The following is a 19,206-nucleotide window of genomic DNA, read 5'->3' as shown; positions in this document are numbered from 1 at the left end:
CCTGCAATCCGTTCCGGGCTACGCACAGGTCGCCAGTGTGATGGCGATGGGTGGCGGGATAGTACTGCCGCTCGCCACCTCAGCAGTATTCGCCACGAGTATGATGATACGCGCGCGGCGCTGGCGCTGGATCGACTGGGTGCACCTGATCGGCGTTTTGGGCTTTGCAGGCCTTTGGGTTACAACACGGTTCTGACTGATGACGGCGCTAAAATGGATCAATCTATCTTTGCTGGTCCTCTACCCGGTGGCGTGGTCCGCCCCTTTGATGCGCGCCGGACTGTTACCGCTTTTTGGATTAAGCGAGATCAGTGTTCTGACCGGACTACAATCGCTTTGGGGCACAGATATTTTTTTGGCGCTCGTCGTTACGTTGTTCGCACTTGTAGCGCCTTATGCAAAAACGGTTGGTCTGGCGTTGGTGCAGTTCGGAAAGCTAAGCCGTGCCGCTCTGCCTGTCTTGGCGCTGACGGGTAAACTGGCGATGGCGGACGTATTTCTGATCGCGCTGTACATCAGCATTGTAAAAGGCATCGGGATCGGACGTATCGAAACCGCGTGGGGGCTTTACCTGTTCACTGGCTGTATCCTCGCGTCCTTGCTAATCAGCCTGATTGAAGCACGCACCACGGTCGATTGATCGTGCTTTGGAAACAATCCGACGCATCTTTGCGCATTGGTCACAGTTATGTGGGCTGTCTGAAAAATCGTTAAAAAACAGTATGTCCCACCGCGCGTTCGGCATAAAGTCGCCGATGTTGCTTAGAGTTACGTTGGTTATTTGGGGGTTTCCGATGATTGGTGCGATGCGTTCGCTCATTGCTGCGACGGGTTGGCTAGTGCAGCGGACGATGTTCGTTGCTGTTGCCGTACTTGGCTTAGGGGCGCTCGGTTACACACTGGCATGTGCCTTTGGGTATGCCCCGTGGCTTGAGATGACCGCAACATTTGGGGGTGTCACCTATCCAGAGGCCGGACAGGTGGTACAGATCGGCTTAACGGCACTCTTACTGGGCCTATGCGTTTTCCTGCCAGCAAACGCTCGTATCATGGCGCTTGAGACTTCGCATCGCCGGTTTCAAATCGCAATGGAAGACGTTGCCCGCGCCTATCGTCTGTCCCATTCGTCTGACCGTGAAGGCGTGTTTAAAATGCGATCTGAATTTGATTCGGTCCGCGAACGCATGGCCTTTCTGCGAGATCACCCGGATTTAGCCGAACTAGAACCGCCAGTGCTCGAAGTAGCCAGCCAGATGAGTCACATTGCCAGAGACCTCGCACAAACATATTCCGACCGCAGTGTTGAGCGCGCACGCGATTTCCTGATCCAGCGTCAGCAAGAGATCGAAGAGTTCAACACACGTCTGGATCAGGCCAAGACCACCGCGTCGGAAATGCGTGTGTGGATTGACAAGGTCGAACTTGAGGAAAGCGTGGCACAAGCGCAACTGACCCGTCTAAACGACGAGTTGTCGGAAATCCTGCCCGAGCTTTATGCCGTGGATAACAACCCAAGCATTCCTGATCGCAAACCTGCATACATTGCAACTGGAACGAATGGTGCGTCCGCCGATTGGGAGGAGCCCGCACAATTCCCCGACAATGACGACAACCGCATTGTCGCCCTTCTCGCGCGGCGCGCTGCCGAATAACCCCAGGCGCACCACCGCCGCTTGCAGCGCCGTGCGGCTTGGGTCACAAGCAGCGTCATGGCCAAATCATCAGCGACCTTCGTCTGCCAATCCTGTGGCGCAACAACGACCAAATGGTCGGGCCGCTGTGATGCCTGCGGCGAATGGAATTCCATTGTCGAAGAAGTTCCGCTGGCTGCTGGCCCCGCCGCCAAAACGCTTGGCGCGTCCAAAGGCCGGTCCCTGCCACTGAGCGACCTTTCCGGCACCGAAGCCCCACCACCGCGAACAACGTCCAATCTTGAAGAACTGGACCGCGTACTGGGCGGTGGTCTGGTCGCGGCCTCAGCGCTTTTGGTGGGTGGCGATCCCGGGATCGGCAAATCCACACTCTTGCTGCAAGCGGCGGCAGCTTTTGCCAATGCCGGTCTCAAGGTCATTTATATCTCCGGCGAAGAGGCCAGTGCCCAAGTCCGCATGCGCGCCGCCCGTCTGGGCCTGCGCGATGCTCCAGTGAAACTGGCCACTGAAACCAACCTGCGTGACATCCTAACGACGCTGGAGAATGAAAAACCCGATCTGGCGATCATCGACTCGATCCAGACCATGTGGGCCGACAATGTTGCATCTGCCCCCGGCAGCGTGGCCCAGGTGCGCGCCTCGGCGCACGAGCTGACCAGTTTTGCCAAACGGCGCGGCACATCCATCGTCATGGTCGGGCACGTCACCAAAGACGGCCAGATCGCAGGTCCGCGCGTCGTCGAACACATGGTCGACACGGTGCTTTATTTCGAAGGCGAACGCGGGCATCAGTTCCGTATCCTGCGTGCCGTCAAAAACCGCTTTGGCCCTGCAGATGAAATCGGCGTGTTTGAAATGACCGGTGCCGGATTGGCGCAAGTTGCGAATCCCTCGGCCCTGTTTCTTTCTGAGCGCGGTGACCCGTCCCCCGGATCAGCCGTCTTTGCGGGCATCGAAGGCACGCGTCCCGTTCTGGTGGAATTTCAGGCGCTTGTGGCTCCGACGCCACACAGCCAACCGCGCCGTACCGTGGTCGGATGGGATGGCGGACGGCTTGCCATGATCCTTGCGGTGCTCGAGGCGCGATGCGGCATCCCCTTTGCGGGCATGGATGTTTATCTCAACGTGGCTGGCGGTATGAAGGTTAGCGAACCTGCAGCCGACCTTGCCGTTGCGGCAGCGCTTTTGTCCGCGCGCGAAGACATCGCCCTGCCCGCCGAGACCGTGGTTTTCGGTGAAATCAGCCTATCCGGCGCACTGCGCCCGGTGGGGCAAACCGAAAATCGGTTGAAAGAAGCACAAAAACTTGGTTTTACCGCCGCGATAGTGCCAAAGGGTGGAACCAAAGTGGCCCGTGACGGGATTACGGCCACAGAAATCGACGCTTTGGCCAGTTTTGTTGGTGATGTGTTCGGCGCAGGTTAGCGCCACTCGAGAAAAAGAAGGGCAAGGGACCGATGGAAGGGTTCACCATTATTGACGGCGTTGTCGCCGTCGTCATCGTTCTGTCTGCGCTTCTGGCATATTCCCGGGGCATTGTCCGCGAAGGCATGGCCATTCTGGGCTGGATTGCTGCAGCCATCCTTGGCTTCATGTTCGGACCGCAAGTCCGCCCCCTGATGACCGAGATCCCGGTCCTGGGTGACTTTCTGACGGGCAGTTGCGAACTCAGCGTTATTGCGGGCTTTGCCGCCGTCTTTACCGTGGCGCTCGTGATCATGTCGTTTTTCACACCGCTTTTTTCCACCATCGTTCAACGCTCTGCCTTGGGCGGCGTCGATCAGGCGCTCGGGTTCCTATTCGGTGTGGCGCGCGGCGTGCTGCTCGTGGCGGTCGCGTTCTTTGTTTATCAGGTGGTTGTCACCTCACAAGACATCGCCATGATCGACGACAGCCGCTCTGCCGTGGTGTTCAGCCGCTTTACAGGCCAGATCGAAGATCAGAACCCAGAGCAGGCACTTGGTTGGATCACAGCTCAATACGAAGCGCTTGTCGGCGTCTGTGATGCCCCATCTGACAGCGACACCTGATAAATATCCGTCAACCTGTCGCGGAAACATGATAGTTTCGTGACACTGGGCTCTATGGCGCTTAAGAGAGGGCATCCTCTGCTGCCACGGATTCGGAGTACCGATTTGTCCGACACCCAGATGCCACCCGCCCATCCCTTTGACGATGACAAGCTGAAAGAAGAATGCGGAATCTTCGGCGTGGTCGGCGTGACCGACGCCGCCAATTTCGTCGCTCTTGGCCTGCACGCCCTGCAACACCGAGGGCAAGAAGCTGGTGGGATCGTTTCGCACCACCCAGACCACGGCTTCAACAGCGCCCGCCGCTTTGGTTATGTCCGCGATAATTTCACCAGCCAAAAGCTGATGGAAACCCTGCCCGGCGAACTGGCCATCGGCCATGTGCGCTATTCCACTGCGGGGTCCAAAGGTCAGACACAGATCCGCGACGTGCAACCGTTCTTCGGGGAATTCTCGATGGGCGGTGCTGCCATCGCCCATAACGGCAACATCACCAATGCCGACGCACTACGCCGCGAACTGATTGAACGCGGGTCGATTTTCCAAAGCTCAAGCGACAGCGAATGCATCATTCACCTGATGGCCAGGTCGCTTCAGCGCAATATCCCAGAACGTATGGAAGATGCCCTGCGACGCGTCGAAGGTGCGTTTTCAGTTGTCGCCATGACACGGACCAAGCTGATCGGTGTGCGCGACCCACTGGGCGTACGTCCGCTGGTGCTGGGCAAGATTGGCGACGGCTGGGCACTTTCGTCCGAAACCTGCGCCCTGGACATCATCGGCGCGGAATACGTGCGCGAAATCGACCCCGGCGAGATGGTTGTGATCACCGCAGAACATGGCGTTGAATCCATCCGCCCGTTCCGACCACAGAAATCACGCTTCTGCATTTTTGAGCATGTTTACTTCTCGCGCCCTGACAGCATTATCGGCGACCGGTCGGTTTATGAAACCCGCCGCCAGATTGGTGTCGAACTGGCCCGCGAGACCCCTGTAGACGCCGATTTGGTTTGCCCCGTGCCCGACAGCGGCACGCCCGCCGCCATCGGCTATGCGTACGAATCCGGCATCCCGTATGGCATGGGGATCATCCGCAACCAGTACATGGGCCGCACGTTCATCGAACCAACCGAGCAGATCCGAAATATGGGTGTGCGCCTCAAGCTCAACGTGAACCGCGCTCTGATCAAGGGTAAGCGCGTCGTCCTTGTCGATGACAGTGTTGTGCGTGGCACCACCAGCCGCAAGATCAAAGAGATGATCCTTGATGCCGGTGCGGCCGAGGTACATTTCCGCATCGCCTCACCGCCCACCGCCTGGCCCTGCTTTTACGGTGTGGACACCCCGCAGCGGGAAAAGCTGTTGGCAGCCACCATGAGCGAAGAGGAAATGCGCACCCATCTTGGCGTCGATAGCCTCAAATTTATCTCGCTCGACGGTCTTTACCGCGCGGTGGGCGAAGCGTCTGGCCGCGATGCGAAATCGCCGCAGTATTGCGACGCATGCTTTTCGGGCGAATACCCGGTCGAACCGTCTGATATGCTGGAAAAAGGCTTTCAGATGAAGGCTGCCGAGTAACCCTCGGCGGCCTTTCGCGCAGGCGATGCGTCTCAGCTTTTAATTGTCTTTGATCCCGGCGATGTGGCGGGCATTCTCAACAATGAAGTTTGGGCAATGGCACAACACACTCTCCCGCCGCGGGTTGCACAGCAAGCAACCGAAACCACGAACGATCTTGGTGGCACGCTGACTCTATTGGGAACGTTCGGCACGTCGTCTGAGCTCCAAGCCTTGCTGAAACGACGCGGCGGCAGAACCGTCACCGTGTCACGAGGAGACAGCGTGAACGGCCACTCCGTGGTGGCCATCGAAGACGGGCGCATCGCATTGGCACATAACGGCACCGCCTATTGGCTCGAAATGCCCGCCTCACAATCTTGAACCAGACAGACCTGATCTTCTCTGGTTCAGAAATACCTCGGGGGAGTCGCGCTTGCGCGACGGGGACAGCTCCCTACCCCGAAACAGGAAAGCCCCCGCCAAATTTTTGACGGGGGCCTTTTTTACCAAATGGTAAAATTTGTTATGCTTTGGTCCGACCTGTGATGATCTTCCAGGCACCTGACACAACCAGCGCCGCAATCACAGCCTTGACCGCATCACCGATCAGGAAAGGTGCGATGAAGTAAGTCCAATAATACCCGATGTCCTGACCGACCCAGCCAGCCTCAACACCTGTGGCGGATGCAACGGCCATCGGCCAGGCAATGCCGGGCACGTAAAGCAGCGCAGCAAGGCCAATTGTGACAAACGCTGTGGACACGAATCCTTTGGCAATTCCGCGGTCTGCCGCAAGACCGGCCAAACCAGCCATCAAGACGAAGCCCAGAAGGAAACCCGCTGTCGGACCGGCGAAAGCCAAACCATTCATTCCATTGGCGAAGACCGGCAGACCCATTGCGCCATAGCCCAGATAGGTGATCAGCGTCGCCGTCCCCAGACGAGCACCAAAGCTCAGGCCTACGATCAGGATCGCCAATGTCTGAAGCGTCATTGGAACCGGAAAAAACGGTACAGACACCTGTGTTGCCGCGGCGATAAACGCGGCACCCCCAAGCGCAAGCAGCACCTGGCGGAGTAAAGTTGTCTTGCCCAATGCGGCGTGCGTCAGTGTCATGGCCAGTGTCCCTCGTTTGACTATCATTTGACCCCGTTCATTCTGCAAATACAGCATCAAGTCAAGCACTGCCCTCTTGCGGGCCGGGCGGCAAAAAGGCATGTGACAGGTCATGACTGACACATCTCGCCCCCTCGCGCTGGTCACAGGCGCCTCTCGCGGTTTTGGCTTTGCGCTGGCAGAGGCATTGGCCGACACGCATCATATTGTCGCCGTGGCGCGCACCGTGGGTGGTCTAGAGGAGCTGGACGACCGTGTTCAATCCAAAGGCGGCAGTGCAACTCTGGCGCCGATGGACATCACCAAGGCCGATGCGATGGCGCAGCTGTGCCGGTCGGTGCATGATCGCTGGGGCCAGATCGGGCTATGGGTGCATACAGCAATCCACGCCGCACCTTTGTCGCCAGTTGATCATCTTGACCAGAAAGACTGGAAGAAATCGGTGTCGATCAACCTCGACGCGATGTCACATCTCGTGCCCTATATTGCGCCATTGCTGCGCCGCGAGGGCAGTGCGGTGTTCTTTGACGATACACATACGGGCGAAAAGTTCTTTGGCCATTACGGCACCACCAAAGCGGCACAGATCAACCTTGCGCGGTCTTGGCAGGCTGAAACCGCGTCGATCGGGCCAAAGGTCAAGGTGCTATCGCCTAAGCCAATGGCAACCCACCTGCGCGCCCGGTTCTTTCCCGGCGAAGACCGCAGTGTCTTGGCCCGTCCTGCCGATGAAGCGGCGCGCCTGTTGCCGGAAATCCTTTCCGATTGATCCGGGCGGCGGATGCGTTAACGCATCCTTGATTTTGCTTCACCGCAAATTCCAGGCCCTACTCACACCGGCGGATGCTTGCCGCAGGACGGTGCTTGGCCTATGCAGGAAAAAAGCAAGGCAGAGCAGATGCGCATACTCATTACCAACGATGACGGAATCAACGCACCGGGCCTCAAGGTACTTTTGGAAATCGCCCATGACATCGCCGGACCCAACGGCGAGGTCTGGACGGTGGCCCCTGCCTTCGAACAGTCCGGTGTTGGTCACTGTATCAGCTACACTCACCCGATGATGGTAAGCCAAATGGGCGAACGCCGGTTTGCCGCCGAAGGCAGCCCAGCAGACTGCGTGCTTGCGGGTCTGCACGACGTCATGTCCGGCACTACGCCCGATCTCGTCTTGTCCGGTGTCAACCGCGGCAACAATTCCGCAGAGAACGCGCTTTATTCCGGAACGCTTGGCGGTGCGATGGAAGCTGCCCTTCAAGGCATCCCGGCGATTGCTCTGTCGCAATACTATGGCCCTGACAACGTCGAGGCCGACGACCCGTTCGAAGCCTCCCGCGTGCACGGGGCCGAGGTTGTCCGGCGAATTCTTGCCCATGATCCAAAAGACCAGGTCGGTTACCGGCTGTTCTATAACGTCAACTTCCCCCCCGTGCCCGCCAATGCAGTTCAGGGCACGCGGATCACACCTCAGGGCATCCGGCAGGACACACGCTTTTCTGTAGAGCCACACAATTCGCCGTCAGGCCGTCGGTTTCTTTGGATCAAGGGCGGCGACCAGCGCGCACCCACAGCGCCCGGCAGTGATGCATCGGAAAACCTGAAGGGTTTTATCAGCATCACACCGATGCGGGCAGATCTGACGGCAACAGACCAACTTGATGCGATGCGGGACGCCTTTCAGTGATGGAAGACGCGGAACTCAAGATGCAGTTCCTTTATGCGATCCGGTCGCGCGGCGTGACCAACGCCGCTGTGCTGACCGCGATGGAGCAAGTTGACCGCGCACCTTTTATCAAAGGCTACTTCGCCGAACGCGCCTATGAAGATATGCCGCTGCCCATCGCGTGTGGCCAGACCATAAGCCAGCCATCGGTGGTGGGATTGATGACACAGGCGCTCGAAATCAGCCCACGCGACACGGTTCTCGAAGTGGGCACTGGGTCGGGTTATCAGGCCGCCATCCTAAGCCAGCTGGCACGCCGTGTTTATACGGTCGACCGTCATCCGCGCCTTGTCCGCGAGGCACGCGAGGCGTTTGATCAGTTGGGCCTGAACAATGTGACCGCCTTTACCGCCGATGGCAGTTTTGGCCTTCCCGATCAGGCCCCGTTTGACCGTATTCTGGTAACTGCCGCCGCTGAAGACCCGCCAGGGCCACTTTTGGCGCAACTCAAAGTGGGTGGGATCATGGTCTTGCCGGTTGGTCAATCGGACGCGGTACAACACCTGATCCGGGTGCGGCGCACCGAAACCGGGCTGGATTACGATGAATTGAGGCCGGTGCGGTTTGTTCCGCTGGTCGAAGGGGTGGCCCGCGACGGGTAATGCGGGCATAATGAGTGACATGACGACCGGGACACAACCGGCGCATTTGAGGATATCGACATGGCTGTAAGCAGAGTTTCCCACGGATCCGTTTTTCGAGTTGGCACAAGCCTTTCGCTGCTGGCGCTGTTGGCCGCCTGTTCCGAGCCCTTGGATTTGGACATGCGTGGATTGATGAATGGTGGGTTCAACACCGCCGATGCAGCCCGTGCCGCAGCTGCCCCCCGGCCTGAACCAGACAATCGCGGTGTGATCTCGTACCCGAATTACCAAGTGGCCGTCGCCCAACGCGGCGACACGCTGGCCTCGCTCGCTGGTCGTGTAGGTTTGCCTGCCGACGAGCTTGCGCGCTACAATGGCGTACAAACAGGTGACGCGTTGCGCGCTGGCGAAATCATCGCCCTGCCCCGACGTGTGTCCGAGCCATCGCCGGCAACGGGTGCAGTTACCACCGGGCCAATCCGTCCGCCATCGGACGTGGATATCACAACGTTGGCCAGCGATGCCATCGACCGGTCCTCACCTACGCCTGCACCAGATCGTGCCGCGCCACAAACCGGCACAGAGCCGATCCGCCACCAGGTGAAACGCGGCGAAACGGCCTTTACCATCTCCAGACTATACAATGTTTCAGTGCGGTCCTTGGCGGAATGGAACGGGCTCGACAGCAGTTTCAGCCTGCGCGAAGGACAGTTCCTGCTGATCCCGGTGGCGTCTCAGGCACCGCCCCAGCGTGAAGACACTCCGCCGCCTCCGGGCACAGGATCACCGACGCCGCAGCCGCCATCATCGTCTCAGCCTCTGCCTGAGGTAACCCCTGCCCCAGCCGCCGCCGCAACAACGGCCGCCGCTGCCGCCAAACCGGTGGCCAATGTTGGAAATCAAACCGCGGCAAGTGCATCGAATGCGGCAATGGCATTTCCCGTGCAGGGCAACATCATTCGTGAATATTCCAAAGGCCGGAATGACGGGATCGACATCGGTGCCTCGGTTGGAACGTCGGTCAAAGCAGCAGCAAGCGGACAAGTCGCAGCGATCACGCGTAACACCGATGGGATCAACATCCTTGTCATTCGGCACCCTGACAACTTGCTGACGGTCTACACCCATGTTGACGGGATCAGTGTCGCCAAAGGCGATGCCGTCAGCCGGGGACAATCAATCGCCAAAGTTGCAGATTTCGAACCAGCCCGCGTGCATTTCGAAGTGCGCAAGGGGTTCGACAGTGTCGATCCGATGGATTACCTGCGTTGAAGGTCTGCCTTTAAAACCCGGCGCTTGGCCCCTCGTTCATCATTTCGAAACGTGTCTACGACTATTCGTATGAATACTCTTAGACCGTTGAGGTCAACGCTTTGCCCAAACGCGGCAGACGCGCCTTTTTCATCAACTTGCGCAGGTCCCATGGCCGATCTGACAGACGGCTCGCCTCGTCGTGTACCCGAGAGACAGCCTTTGTCACCATTTCCGGCGAGCTCGCATACAACCCAACCAAAAAAGCATCCGGATCCGCGCGCGACAGGCCTTCTTCAGCCAGAATGTTGCGCGGAAAATCCTTGGCATTCACCGTAAGGATCACGTCTGCATGCCCAGCGATGGCCGCCGCCAACACATGCACATCATTGGCGTCAGGCAACCAAAGCCTGTCCATCAAGGACGGCTTCAGCGCAACCTTGGCCTTGGGCCAATGCGTGCTGACCATTGCGATTTCGGCATCGGCCTGAACCTGCCCCTGTGGTCCCAGCTTAGCTGCAGCGCGGGACCATTCGCCAAGAATACGCTCGGACCAAAGCGGTTCAAACAAGTCTTGATCAGCCACCCCCAGCAACACCTCGCGCATCACCGTTGGATACAGCACACAGGTGTCGAGCAGTACCTTCACAGTCGGAAAAACAACGCTTTAAGGTAGCCTGATTCAGCCAATTGAGGCAGCAGCGGATGGTCTGGTCCGGCCTGCCCTGTATGGATCAGTTGCGCGCGGCGTCCAGCGCGCCCGATCCCGCGCAAACACGCACCTGTAAAGGCCGACAGGTCTGCGGCATGAGAACAGGAACACAGCACCAGATAACCATCCTCGGCCACCAATGGCGCAGAAAGGCGCGCAATACGTTCGTAGGCTCGCAATCCCGCTTCGCGGGCTTTGCTCGAAGGTGCGAACGCGGGTGGATCACAGACCACCAGTTCGAATTGCGCGCTTTCCTCACCAAGTGTGGTGAGCACATCAAAGGCATCGCCCTTGGTGGTTGTCAGATGACCCTCGGCTCCCATGTGGCCTGCGCCTTGGATCGCCAGTGCCAGCGCCGGGTCAGAGCCATCGACACAATGCGCGGAGACTGCGCCATTGGCCATAGCCGCCAGACCAAAGCCACCGACATGGGAAAACACATCCAGCACCCGTGCGCCCTGCGCGAGCCGAGCAGCAAAGGCATGGTTCGGTCTTTGGTCAAAGAAGAGCCCGGTTTTCTGCCCGCCCATAAGGTCAGCCATGTAAGTCGCGCCGTTCATCTCGACCGGGATCGGCGCAGTTGGCGCGTTGCCCAGCAAGACAGCATCGACATCGTCCAGCCCTTCAAGAGACCGCCCCCGGCCACCTGCATTCTTGAGGATCGTAGTCACGCCTGTCACCTCGGCCAAGGCTGCCGTGATCTGGGGCAAAAGCGCGTCCGCCCAAGCCGCATTGGGTTGGACGACAGCCGTCTCGCCGAAACGGTCAATGATCACACCGGGCAGCCCATCTGCTTCGGCGTGGATCAGGCGGTAATAGGGTGTCGGGAACAGCCGTTCGCGCAATGCCAGTGCTTTGCGCAGCCGAGTTGCGAACCACTCTTGATCCGGGTGCGCTGCGTCTGGAGCGTCCAATACACGACCGATGATCTTGGAATTCGGGTTCACCCCGACCAATGCCAAGGGGCTGCGATCCGCGTCTTCGAGCACGGCAATCGTTCCGGGCAACATCGCACGGGTGCGGCGGTCGGTGACGACCTCGTTGGCATAGACCCAAGGATAGCCGCGCCGAATGGCTTGCGGTTTGGTTTTGGGCAAAAGGCGAATAACGGGCAAAGGGGACGATGTCATACCGCCCCCTTTACGCCCCTCGCTCCAAAGGGGAAAGCCCGGTTTTTCAACTCAGATGTTGTTGATCGCTTGCAAGAGACCAAGCTCGGAGTTCACATGACCACCCGGCATAGTGAGTTCTTCCACAAAGACCTTTGACAGGTGACCAATGATCCGCGCCTTTTGCGTCTCGCCGCGCGCCTCGGCAGCCAGTGCGGTTTCACCACCCAATCCGTCCAGATCAGCATTCACGTCTTTCGCAGGTCCGATCTGCTGGCCCGTGGCCATATCCACAAGGCGATAGCGGAAATCAATGTCATGTACTCCGCCGACCGTGTAGCGTGCCTTTTCGGATAGAGAGTGGAAGCGCAGCACCTGAACGTCCAGACGCACTGCGCGCTGTCCTGCAACTGCTTGAGCGGCATTGCGCAGACCCTGTTCAAAGATTGCTTCAACCTGTGCGTGACGGTCACCACGGGGTTCTCCGCGCCAGACAATGTCGCCCAGCGGGTAATACAGGTTACGGTCATTTACCTTGAGCGACCGTGGCACGGTGACGGTGAAGCTTTCGATGCGAACGTCTGGTGCGGAAAAACCCAGCATGGTGTCATCTGGCATGGCCGATCTGCTGGCCGTTGGCATCGATCCGCAGGCTGTCAGAGAAAGGGCCAGACCGATTGCGATCACAGCTTTGAATAAATTGTACATGGTAAAGCCTCCTTTTGCGGGGCGTTTGCTCGTTGTCCTCAATCGTAGAGTGACCTTACAAATGGACCTCATCACGGCAAAAACCGTACAATTTGGGGCAAATGCCACTGGCTGAAAGCCGCTGAGGTTTGGGAAATAGGGCTTTACTGTTAGCGCTAACCTGACTAATTGAGCGATAACCCAACGGCTAATCTTGCGCGGAGGCATCATGGCACATTCCCTGAACGATACCATCAAACGGGTGACGGACCGTGTTCAGGAACGCTCTGAAGCGTCCCGCGGGCAGTATATGGACCGGATGCGGCAAGCCGCCGCCGAAGGCCCCCGTCGTGCGCATTTGAGCTGCGGCAATCAGGCCCACGCCTATGCAGCAATGGGTCAGGATCAAAGCAAACTGGCCACGGAACGCGCCCCTAATATCGGGATCGTTACAGCGTATAATGATATGCTCTCAGCCCACCAACCTTTTGAAACCTACCCCGATATCATCCGGAACGCTGCGCGTGCTGCTGGTGGGACGGCACAGGTCGCGGGCGGCGTACCGGCGATGTGTGACGGTGTTACCCAAGGCCAGGTCGGGATGGAGTTGTCGCTTTTCTCGCGGGATGTGATCGCGCTTGCGGCGGGCGTTGCTCTTAGCCACAACACATTCGATTCCGCACTTTACCTTGGTGTTTGCGACAAGATCGTGCCCGGCCTTGTGATCGCGGCGGGCACGTTTGGCTATCTGCCAGGTATCTTCCTGCCTGCGGGGCCAATGCCCTCAGGCTTGCCGAATGACGAAAAGGCCAAGGTCCGGCAGAAATTCGCCGCTGGCGAAGTTGGCCGCGATGAGCTCATGAAGGCTGAAATGGCATCGTATCATTCGCCCGGCACCTGCACGTTCTATGGCACAGCCAATAGCAACCAGATGCTTATGGAGTTCATGGGCCTGCATCTGCCCGGCGCGTCTTTTGTCAATCCGGGCACCCCATTGCGCGAGGCGCTGACCGTGGCAGGCACCGAACGCGCGCTAGAGATCACGCAGCTGGGCAATGACTATCGCCCGGTGTGCGACGTGCTGGATGAAAAAGCGTTTATAAACGGCATTGTCGGCCTCATGGCCACCGGTGGATCGACCAACCTTGTCCTGCATCTGCCAGCGATGGCACGTGCAGCCGGTGTGGAGCTGCGGCTTGAGGATTTTGAAGAGGTGTCGTCGGTCACGCCGTTGATGGCCAAGGTTTATCCGAACGGGCTGGCAGACGTGAACCATTTCCACGCGGCAGGCGGTCTGGGTTATATGATTGGCGAATTGCTCAAACATGGCTTGCTGCACGAAGACGTCAAAACCGTCGCGGGAGATGGGCTTCACATTTATGCGCAGGAACCCAAGATTACAGATGGACGGGTCGTCTATGCCCCCGGCGCGGGTGAGACGCAGAATGACAAGATCCTACGCCCTGCGAGTGATCCATTCCAATCGACAGGAGGCCTCAAGCAACTTGAGGGCAATCTGGGCAAAGGGATGATGAAAACCTCTGCCGTGGCCGTTGAGCGTCATGTAATCGAAGCCAAGGCGCGCGTGTTCCATGATCAGGAAGACGTGAAGGTGGCCTTCAAGAACGGCGAATTCACCGAAGACACCGTAGTTGTCGTCCGCTTCCAAGGTCCAAGCTCGAATGGAATGCCCGAACTACACAGTCTGACACCTACGCTGGCGGTTCTTCAGGATCGCGGCTTCAAGGTTGCTTTGGTCACCGATGGCCGTATGTCAGGCGCGTCGGGCAAGGTGCCATCGGCAATTCACGTATCGCCCGAAGCAGCACTTGGCGGGCCGTTATCGCGAGTGCGTGACGGCGATCTTGTACGCGTCGATGCGGTGACTGGGTCGATTGACTGCCTCGCCGAGGACTTCGATCAACGCGCGCCTGCGACTGCAGACCTGAGCGGCAACGGTCACGGCGTGGGCCGTGAACTATTTGCGGCATTCCGTGCGAATGTCGGCCTTGCAGAACATGGCGCTGGCGTCGTTGTTTGACGCATCACTTTAAAAACACCCCGCAATTAACAGAGAATACATATGATTACGCCCTTGCAAGCCAGTGTCGAAAGCGAAAAACTGTGCCGTCTCGCACCGATCATTCCGGTCTTGGTGGTTGACGATGCCAGCGTCGCGCGCCCATTGGCCGAGGCGTTGGTCGCTGGGGGCTTGCCAGTTCTCGAAGTGACATTGCGCACGGATGCCGCGCTGGACGTGATCCGTGAAATGGCCAGGGTCGAAGGTGGCGTCGTTGGTGCAGGCACCCTGCTGACCCCAAGCGATGTGCAAGACGCTGTTGATGCTGGGGCACGTTTTGGTGTGTCGCCGGGCGCAACTGACCGGCTGCTGGATGCATGCGAGGCGGCAGACCTGCCACTTTTGCCCGGTGCTGCGACCGCATCCGAAGCGATGGCATTACTGGAGCGCGGATACACTGTTCAGAAATTCTTCCCTGCCGAAGCCAATGGCGGTGCCCCTGCCCTTAAGGCCATCGGCGCACCGATCCCACAGGTTCGGTTTTGCCCGACTGGCGGCGTGTCGCTCAGGAATGCGCCGCAGTATCTTGGCCTGTCCAACGTGCTTTGCGCTGGTGGAAGCTGGGTGGCACCGAAAGACCTTGTGACAAAAGGTGATTGGAAGGCCATCGAAGAACTGGCCCGTGAGGCATCGCAGCTACCCAGATAACGGAACGCCGGTCGTTTCAAAAAATCGTTGAACGAAGCACCGAAACGCGCGTCAAATTGTGGCTTGGCGCGTGGATGTGAGGTGCTCCGCATCTATCCAGCGCAACTCATTGGATTTAAAAAATAATTTTTTACCATCCGTCTCATTTTTCTGCTCAAAAACGATAACATTTTTCTGAAAAGCGCCGTTCCAACATTAGCAGCTACAAAAATGGTGGGACCCATGAACAATCAAATGCGCGACGTTATTACAGCATGGCCAAAATCCAAGGCAGAACTTGGCAAACAAGTCCGGGATGTCGGGGCGCCGCATCTACGTGACGTACTGCTCACAGCTTATAAGCATGTCGATCCCACAATGACGGAATTTCCGGAAGATCTTTTTCAGATCGAAAGCCGTAAATTCGATGCGATAACAGTTGGCCGGTTTGATGCGGCGTATTTCAAAGAGCAGGAACAAATCGCCCGCAACATCGCATCCCAGGTCAATTTTGCCGTCTATCTCAAGGGATACGGCACCTATGCCGGTGAAATGGTCAAGGCAATCGTCGCCAATGCTCCGGGCGAGATGGGCGAGGATCGCGAACATATCGCAGAACTTGCGAATTCGTGGGTGCAGTCTGTGTTCGCAGATGCCACCGTCGCAATGAATGAATTTTTCGTACGTGCAGCAGCAGAGGATGAACAAGCTCAAAACGCCCTGTCACAAGCCCTTCGCGCGCTGGCGGTCCAGGATCTGAGCCATCGGATCGGCAATGATGTTCCTGAAAAGATCACTCAGGCCAAAGACGACTACAACGTCGCCGTCAGCGCGCTCTCACAAACCGTAGGCGGGATCGATTCAACTGTCCGCGATCTGAGCGGCAAAATCGACGAACTGGCATGCGGCGCAGGCCAATTGGCAGCGCGCAGCCAGGATCAGGCGACGACTTTGGATGAGGTTGGAAAGATTGTAGCTGATTTCTCTCAGGTTTTGTCCGAAACGGATCGAAGCGCTCAGACGGCAACCGAAAACGCTGGCACCGCAAACCAAATGATGGAAGCCACCAAGAAAAGCATGTCTGACACCGAAGAGGTAATGGGTAACATTTCATTCGCATTCAAGGAAATCCATTCGGCACTCGACAAGATCGACTCGATCGCAATGCAGACCAACCTGCTGTCCCTTAATGCAAGCATCGAGGCCGCGCGGGCTGGGGATGCCGGGCGTGGTTTTGCCGTTGTCGCAGGTGAAGTGCGAAACCTCGCGCAATCCGCATCGAGTCTGGCGGCGTCGATCCGAGAAGTGCTGGAGTCGGCGAAGCGGCACACCGAAGATGGCGAGCGACAGGTCACAAAAAGCAGCGAGGCGCTTACGGAAAGTGTGGACATCGTGTCAAATATCGAAAGGCAAATCGCAGAAATTGCAGACCAAATCCGTTCACAAGCGGGCTCGGTCGGCACAATCAATGATCGTATCGGTGAACTGGACGCCGCAACCCGGTCAAACGCCAACCTTAGCAGCGAAAGCTCGGCGGCGACAGAAGCCGTCAGCAAACGCGCGCAGGGCTTGCTCGACAATCTGGCGCTGTTCAAAATCACACCCGAAAACGATGGGCGCATCCTCGACATGGGCTATCGGTTTGAAAACCGCCGAGTTTCTTAACACTCGGCGCATGTATCGCTTAAAAAAATGGCACACAAAGTTTGGGGCCCACTCGGTGGCCCCAAATTGCAATCTAACCAGTGCAGCCTGCTTCAAAGATGATCCAGCTGCGCAATTAGGCCTCTAGTTCAGCATCCCAATACAGAAAATCCATCCAACTGTCGTGCAGATGATTGGGGGGGAACTTGCGGCCCATATTCAGCAATTCCTGTGCCCCAGGTTGCCGTGGTGGTTTGCGCAACGAAAGCCCTGCTTGCCGCAGACTTTTCGACCCTTTGCGCAGGTTACACGGCGCGCAGGCGGCAACGACATTTTCCCAAGACGTGATCCCCCCCGAGGCACGCGGTACCACGTGGTCAAAGGTCAATTCACCTTTCGCCCCACAATACTGGCAGTGGAATTCATCCCTCAAGAAAAGATTAAAGCGCGTGAAGGCCACGCGCTTTTGCGGTTTTACGTAATCTTTCAACACCACGACGCTCGGTATTCGGAGCGTCATCGACGGGCTGCGGACCACTTCGTCATATTCAGCAACGATATCCACCCTGTCGAGAAACGCCGCTTTGACCGCGTCCTGCCAAGGCCAAAGCGACAACGGATAATAGGACAAAGGCCTATAATCCGCGTTCAGCACCAGTGCCGGATGATGTCGCAACGCACCCGGTTCACGCACAAAAGCTGTTCTGAAATTACCATCCATCGGGGGACTCGTCTCCTGCCCTGTCTGCCTGTTTCAGCGTCAGGACGGGAGCCCCGCCCCAATCTATGTGTACTACTATATATCGCGGACGCCAGCGGGCAACCCCCGCAATATACGGTGGTGTCGCAGAGATAACCTTGGAAAATCACAGGGACGTGACACGCCAGTCAATCAGGAATCGAAAACACTTGCCCGGGGTATATCAGGTCAGGATCCCGAATACGGTCGCGGTTGGCTTCGAACAGTTTCACGTAGGACGGCCCTTCGCCGTAACGGTCCCGCGCAATAGCCCAAAGCGTGTTGCCCGGTTGAACGGTCACAACCCGGACCACGGATGGCCCTTCGCTTCGGTCGGCCGCTTGTGAAAGAACCACTGGGTCTTCACGACGGAATGGGCTTTCGACACGCGATGTGACGTCACCAGAGGCGTCCACGGCATCAACACGAAGCGTATAGGTACCTGTATCCACTTCTGGTAATTCGGCTCGCCATTGGCCGTCGACACCAATTTCAGTCGTCAGGATCGGCTCGTTATCAAGGTAGACGCGGACGAATTCGTCGGCTGTGCCGCGCCCCGAAAGGGCAACCGCGCCCAAATCTTCGTAGGTGATCGCATCAAGCGCGATCTGATCAAGGATTTCTGGCGTGTTGCTCACAGGTTGGAGCACGTTAACGCCCTCTTCTGTAGACAGGATCACAGCTGGTGCCGAGGGCGCCTCGGGCGCCACGGCCAACGTGGTCGCAACGTCTGGTGCTGTCACAGGATTTGGCTGGACTGGCAATTCTGGGACTGTGGCCTCTGAGGTCGTCGCGGTTTGGATGTCCGGCGCTTGGACCTGAACGGCAGGCGCCGGTGCGTCTAGGTCTGCCTCTTTTGTGTCCACGTTGTCCGGCTTAGTTCCGGCCATGACGTCCGCAACCTCTGTGTCCACCGTGACCAAAGGCGTTTCCGGTTCGTCCTCAGGGAGCGCAGCAATCTGCTCTGTGGCGTCCAAGTCGGGTGCAGCAACGGCTTCTGCCACAGGTTCAGGCGCCTCAGCCACACGCGCGACCGGAGCCAGGATAACCTGATCATCGCTTTCGATCTGACCCATCGGGCCATCTGCCATCAGGCTCACCACGCGCGGTGCATCGCTGGCTGGCAAATCGAGGAACGCCACGAATTTGCCCGCGCCATCCACCTCGGCACGACCGGCCTCTGTCCCATCCACAAGGATCATGACGTCCCGTGCCCCCGGTGCCCGACCGGCAACAAGCGTTTGACCGTCTGGAGCCACGCGCACCACGTCAAAAGCCGGTGCGACAGGCACTGGGGTTTCCGGGGTCTCCCCGCGTTCTTCAGAGGTGTCTTCATTCGCCTGAGGTTCGGCGACGTTTTCTTCGGAAACCGCGGGGGCGGCATCAGGTTCGTCTTGCGGCACTACTGGGACAGCCGCCTGTGATGCAGGTGGTTCAGGAACTGGTTCCGCCACCTCTGGCGTCACGGCAAGCACGTCTGCTTCTTGCTGTGCGTCGTTTACCGGAAACAATGATCCGCTGGCATAGATTGCCAAAACCACCGCACCCGCAGCAGCGGCTCCCCCGAGAACAAGCCCGGACATGCCGTTTGCAAAAGCGAATTTGCTCATTGTACCCCAAGTGTTCGAGACAGAATGACGATATGTCATCCCCGCAGTTGAGCGTGTCTATCAACGCAGGTATCACGAGGC

Annotated in this window: 20 protein-coding genes; 14 read left to right on the top strand and 6 right to left on the bottom strand. The window is 58.1% G+C overall.

From position 1 onward, the window contains the following. The 7 genes from ACTG4M_RS11320 to ACTG4M_RS11290 all read left to right on the top strand — a co-directional run. On the top strand, window positions 1–196 hold a 196-nt coding region (locus tag ACTG4M_RS11320), incomplete at its 5' end, for a hypothetical protein (protein ID WP_439123767.1). 3 nt (window positions 197–199) lie between these two features. After that, a complete protein-coding gene (locus ACTG4M_RS11315) occupies window positions 200–640 on the top strand; it encodes a paraquat-inducible protein A (RefSeq protein ID WP_439123766.1) in 441 nt (146 codons plus the stop codon). A 166-nt stretch (window positions 641–806) separates the two neighbouring features. After that, window positions 807–1,652, top strand: a complete 846-nt coding sequence (locus ACTG4M_RS11310) for a DNA repair protein (RefSeq protein ID WP_439123765.1) — start codon at window positions 807–809, stop codon at window positions 1,650–1,652. 57 nt (window positions 1,653–1,709) lie between these two features. Then, window positions 1,710–3,077, top strand: a complete 1,368-nt coding sequence (radA, locus tag ACTG4M_RS11305; protein ID WP_439123764.1) for a DNA repair protein RadA — start codon at window positions 1,710–1,712, stop codon at window positions 3,075–3,077. A 32-nt stretch (window positions 3,078–3,109) separates the two neighbouring features. After that, window positions 3,110–3,682, top strand: a complete 573-nt coding sequence (locus tag ACTG4M_RS11300; protein ID WP_439123763.1) for a CvpA family protein — start codon at window positions 3,110–3,112, stop codon at window positions 3,680–3,682. A gap of 120 nt (window positions 3,683–3,802) precedes the next feature. Then, window positions 3,803–5,260, top strand: a complete 1,458-nt coding sequence (gene purF, locus ACTG4M_RS11295) for an amidophosphoribosyltransferase (RefSeq protein ID WP_439123768.1) — start codon at window positions 3,803–3,805, stop codon at window positions 5,258–5,260. Window positions 5,261–5,356: 96 nt separating this feature from the next. Beyond that, the gene (locus ACTG4M_RS11290; protein ID WP_439123762.1) at window positions 5,357–5,623 is read left to right on the top strand and encodes an amidophosphoribosyltransferase; all 267 of its coding nucleotides are present in this window, start codon (window positions 5,357–5,359) and stop codon (window positions 5,621–5,623) included. A 142-nt stretch (window positions 5,624–5,765) separates the two neighbouring features. Here the strand turns inward: ACTG4M_RS11290 and ACTG4M_RS11285 are convergent, their stop codons facing one another. Beyond that, window positions 5,766–6,359 carry a biotin transporter BioY gene (locus ACTG4M_RS11285; protein ID WP_439123761.1) on the bottom strand — a complete coding sequence of 198 codons (594 nt, stop codon included), beginning with the start codon at window positions 6,357–6,359 and terminating at the stop codon, window positions 5,766–5,768. 112 nt (window positions 6,360–6,471) lie between these two features. Between ACTG4M_RS11285 and ACTG4M_RS11280 the strand changes: the two genes are divergently transcribed. From ACTG4M_RS11280 to ACTG4M_RS11265, 4 genes are all read left to right on the top strand, one after another. Further along, on the top strand, window positions 6,472–7,128 hold the full coding sequence (locus ACTG4M_RS11280) for an SDR family NAD(P)-dependent oxidoreductase (RefSeq protein WP_439123760.1): 657 nt from the start codon (window positions 6,472–6,474) through the stop codon (window positions 7,126–7,128). 129 nt (window positions 7,129–7,257) lie between these two features. Continuing rightward, window positions 7,258–8,043: a 5'/3'-nucleotidase SurE gene (gene surE, locus ACTG4M_RS11275; protein ID WP_439123759.1), complete on the top strand. Its 786-nt coding sequence runs from the start codon at window positions 7,258–7,260 to the stop codon at window positions 8,041–8,043. After that, window positions 8,043–8,684, top strand: coding sequence for a protein-L-isoaspartate(D-aspartate) O-methyltransferase (locus ACTG4M_RS11270; protein ID WP_439123758.1), 642 nt, complete (start codon window positions 8,043–8,045; stop codon window positions 8,682–8,684). Before surE ends, ACTG4M_RS11270 begins: the two co-directional genes overlap by 1 nt. A 60-nt stretch (window positions 8,685–8,744) precedes the next feature. Further along, on the top strand, window positions 8,745–9,938 hold the full coding sequence (locus ACTG4M_RS11265) for a peptidoglycan DD-metalloendopeptidase family protein (RefSeq protein WP_439123757.1): 1,194 nt from the start codon (window positions 8,745–8,747) through the stop codon (window positions 9,936–9,938). 79 nt (window positions 9,939–10,017) lie between these two features. Here the strand turns inward: ACTG4M_RS11265 and ACTG4M_RS11260 are convergent, their stop codons facing one another. The 3 genes from ACTG4M_RS11260 to ACTG4M_RS11250 are packed head-to-tail and all read right to left on the bottom strand — an operon-like array spanning window position 10,018 to window position 12,446. After that, window positions 10,018–10,566, bottom strand: coding sequence for an RSP_2648 family PIN domain-containing protein (locus tag ACTG4M_RS11260; protein WP_439123756.1), 549 nt, complete (start codon window positions 10,564–10,566; stop codon window positions 10,018–10,020). Beyond that, on the bottom strand, window positions 10,563–11,759 hold the full coding sequence (locus ACTG4M_RS11255; protein ID WP_439123755.1) for an RSP_2647 family RNA methyltransferase: 1,197 nt from the start codon (window positions 11,757–11,759) through the stop codon (window positions 10,563–10,565). Before ACTG4M_RS11255 ends, ACTG4M_RS11260 begins: the two co-directional genes overlap by 4 nt. Before the next feature lie 51 nt (window positions 11,760–11,810). After that, the gene (locus ACTG4M_RS11250; RefSeq protein WP_439123754.1) at window positions 11,811–12,446 is read right to left on the bottom strand and encodes a DUF6778 family protein; all 636 of its coding nucleotides are present in this window, start codon (window positions 12,444–12,446) and stop codon (window positions 11,811–11,813) included. A gap of 208 nt (window positions 12,447–12,654) precedes the next feature. Between ACTG4M_RS11250 and edd the strand changes: the two genes are divergently transcribed. From edd to ACTG4M_RS11235, 3 genes are all read left to right on the top strand, one after another. Beyond that, window positions 12,655–14,466, top strand: a complete 1,812-nt coding sequence (gene edd / locus ACTG4M_RS11245) for a phosphogluconate dehydratase (protein ID WP_439123753.1) — start codon at window positions 12,655–12,657, stop codon at window positions 14,464–14,466. A 42-nt stretch (window positions 14,467–14,508) separates the two neighbouring features. After that, on the top strand, window positions 14,509–15,153 hold the full coding sequence (gene eda / locus ACTG4M_RS11240) for a bifunctional 4-hydroxy-2-oxoglutarate aldolase/2-dehydro-3-deoxy-phosphogluconate aldolase (RefSeq protein ID WP_439123752.1): 645 nt from the start codon (window positions 14,509–14,511) through the stop codon (window positions 15,151–15,153). 222 nt (window positions 15,154–15,375) lie between these two features. Next, window positions 15,376–16,797, top strand: a complete 1,422-nt coding sequence (locus tag ACTG4M_RS11235) for a methyl-accepting chemotaxis protein (protein ID WP_439123751.1) — start codon at window positions 15,376–15,378, stop codon at window positions 16,795–16,797. A 115-nt stretch (window positions 16,798–16,912) separates the two neighbouring features. Here the strand turns inward: ACTG4M_RS11235 and ACTG4M_RS11230 are convergent, their stop codons facing one another. Beyond that, window positions 16,913–17,497, bottom strand: a complete 585-nt coding sequence (locus ACTG4M_RS11230) for an HNH endonuclease (RefSeq protein WP_439123750.1) — start codon at window positions 17,495–17,497, stop codon at window positions 16,913–16,915. A gap of 167 nt (window positions 17,498–17,664) precedes the next feature. Further along, entirely contained in the window at window positions 17,665–19,125 is a 1,461-nt protein-coding gene (locus ACTG4M_RS11225) for a LysM peptidoglycan-binding domain-containing protein (RefSeq protein ID WP_439123749.1), read from the bottom strand. Window positions 19,126–19,206 lie beyond the last annotated feature (81 nt).

This window comes from Marivita sp. (assembly GCF_965656765.1).
In the GTDB taxonomy this organism is placed as follows: Bacteria; Pseudomonadota; Alphaproteobacteria; order Rhodobacterales; family Rhodobacteraceae; genus Marivita.
The sequence above is the reverse complement of the archived record's forward strand: the minus strand, read 5'-3'. Positions and strand labels throughout refer to the sequence as shown.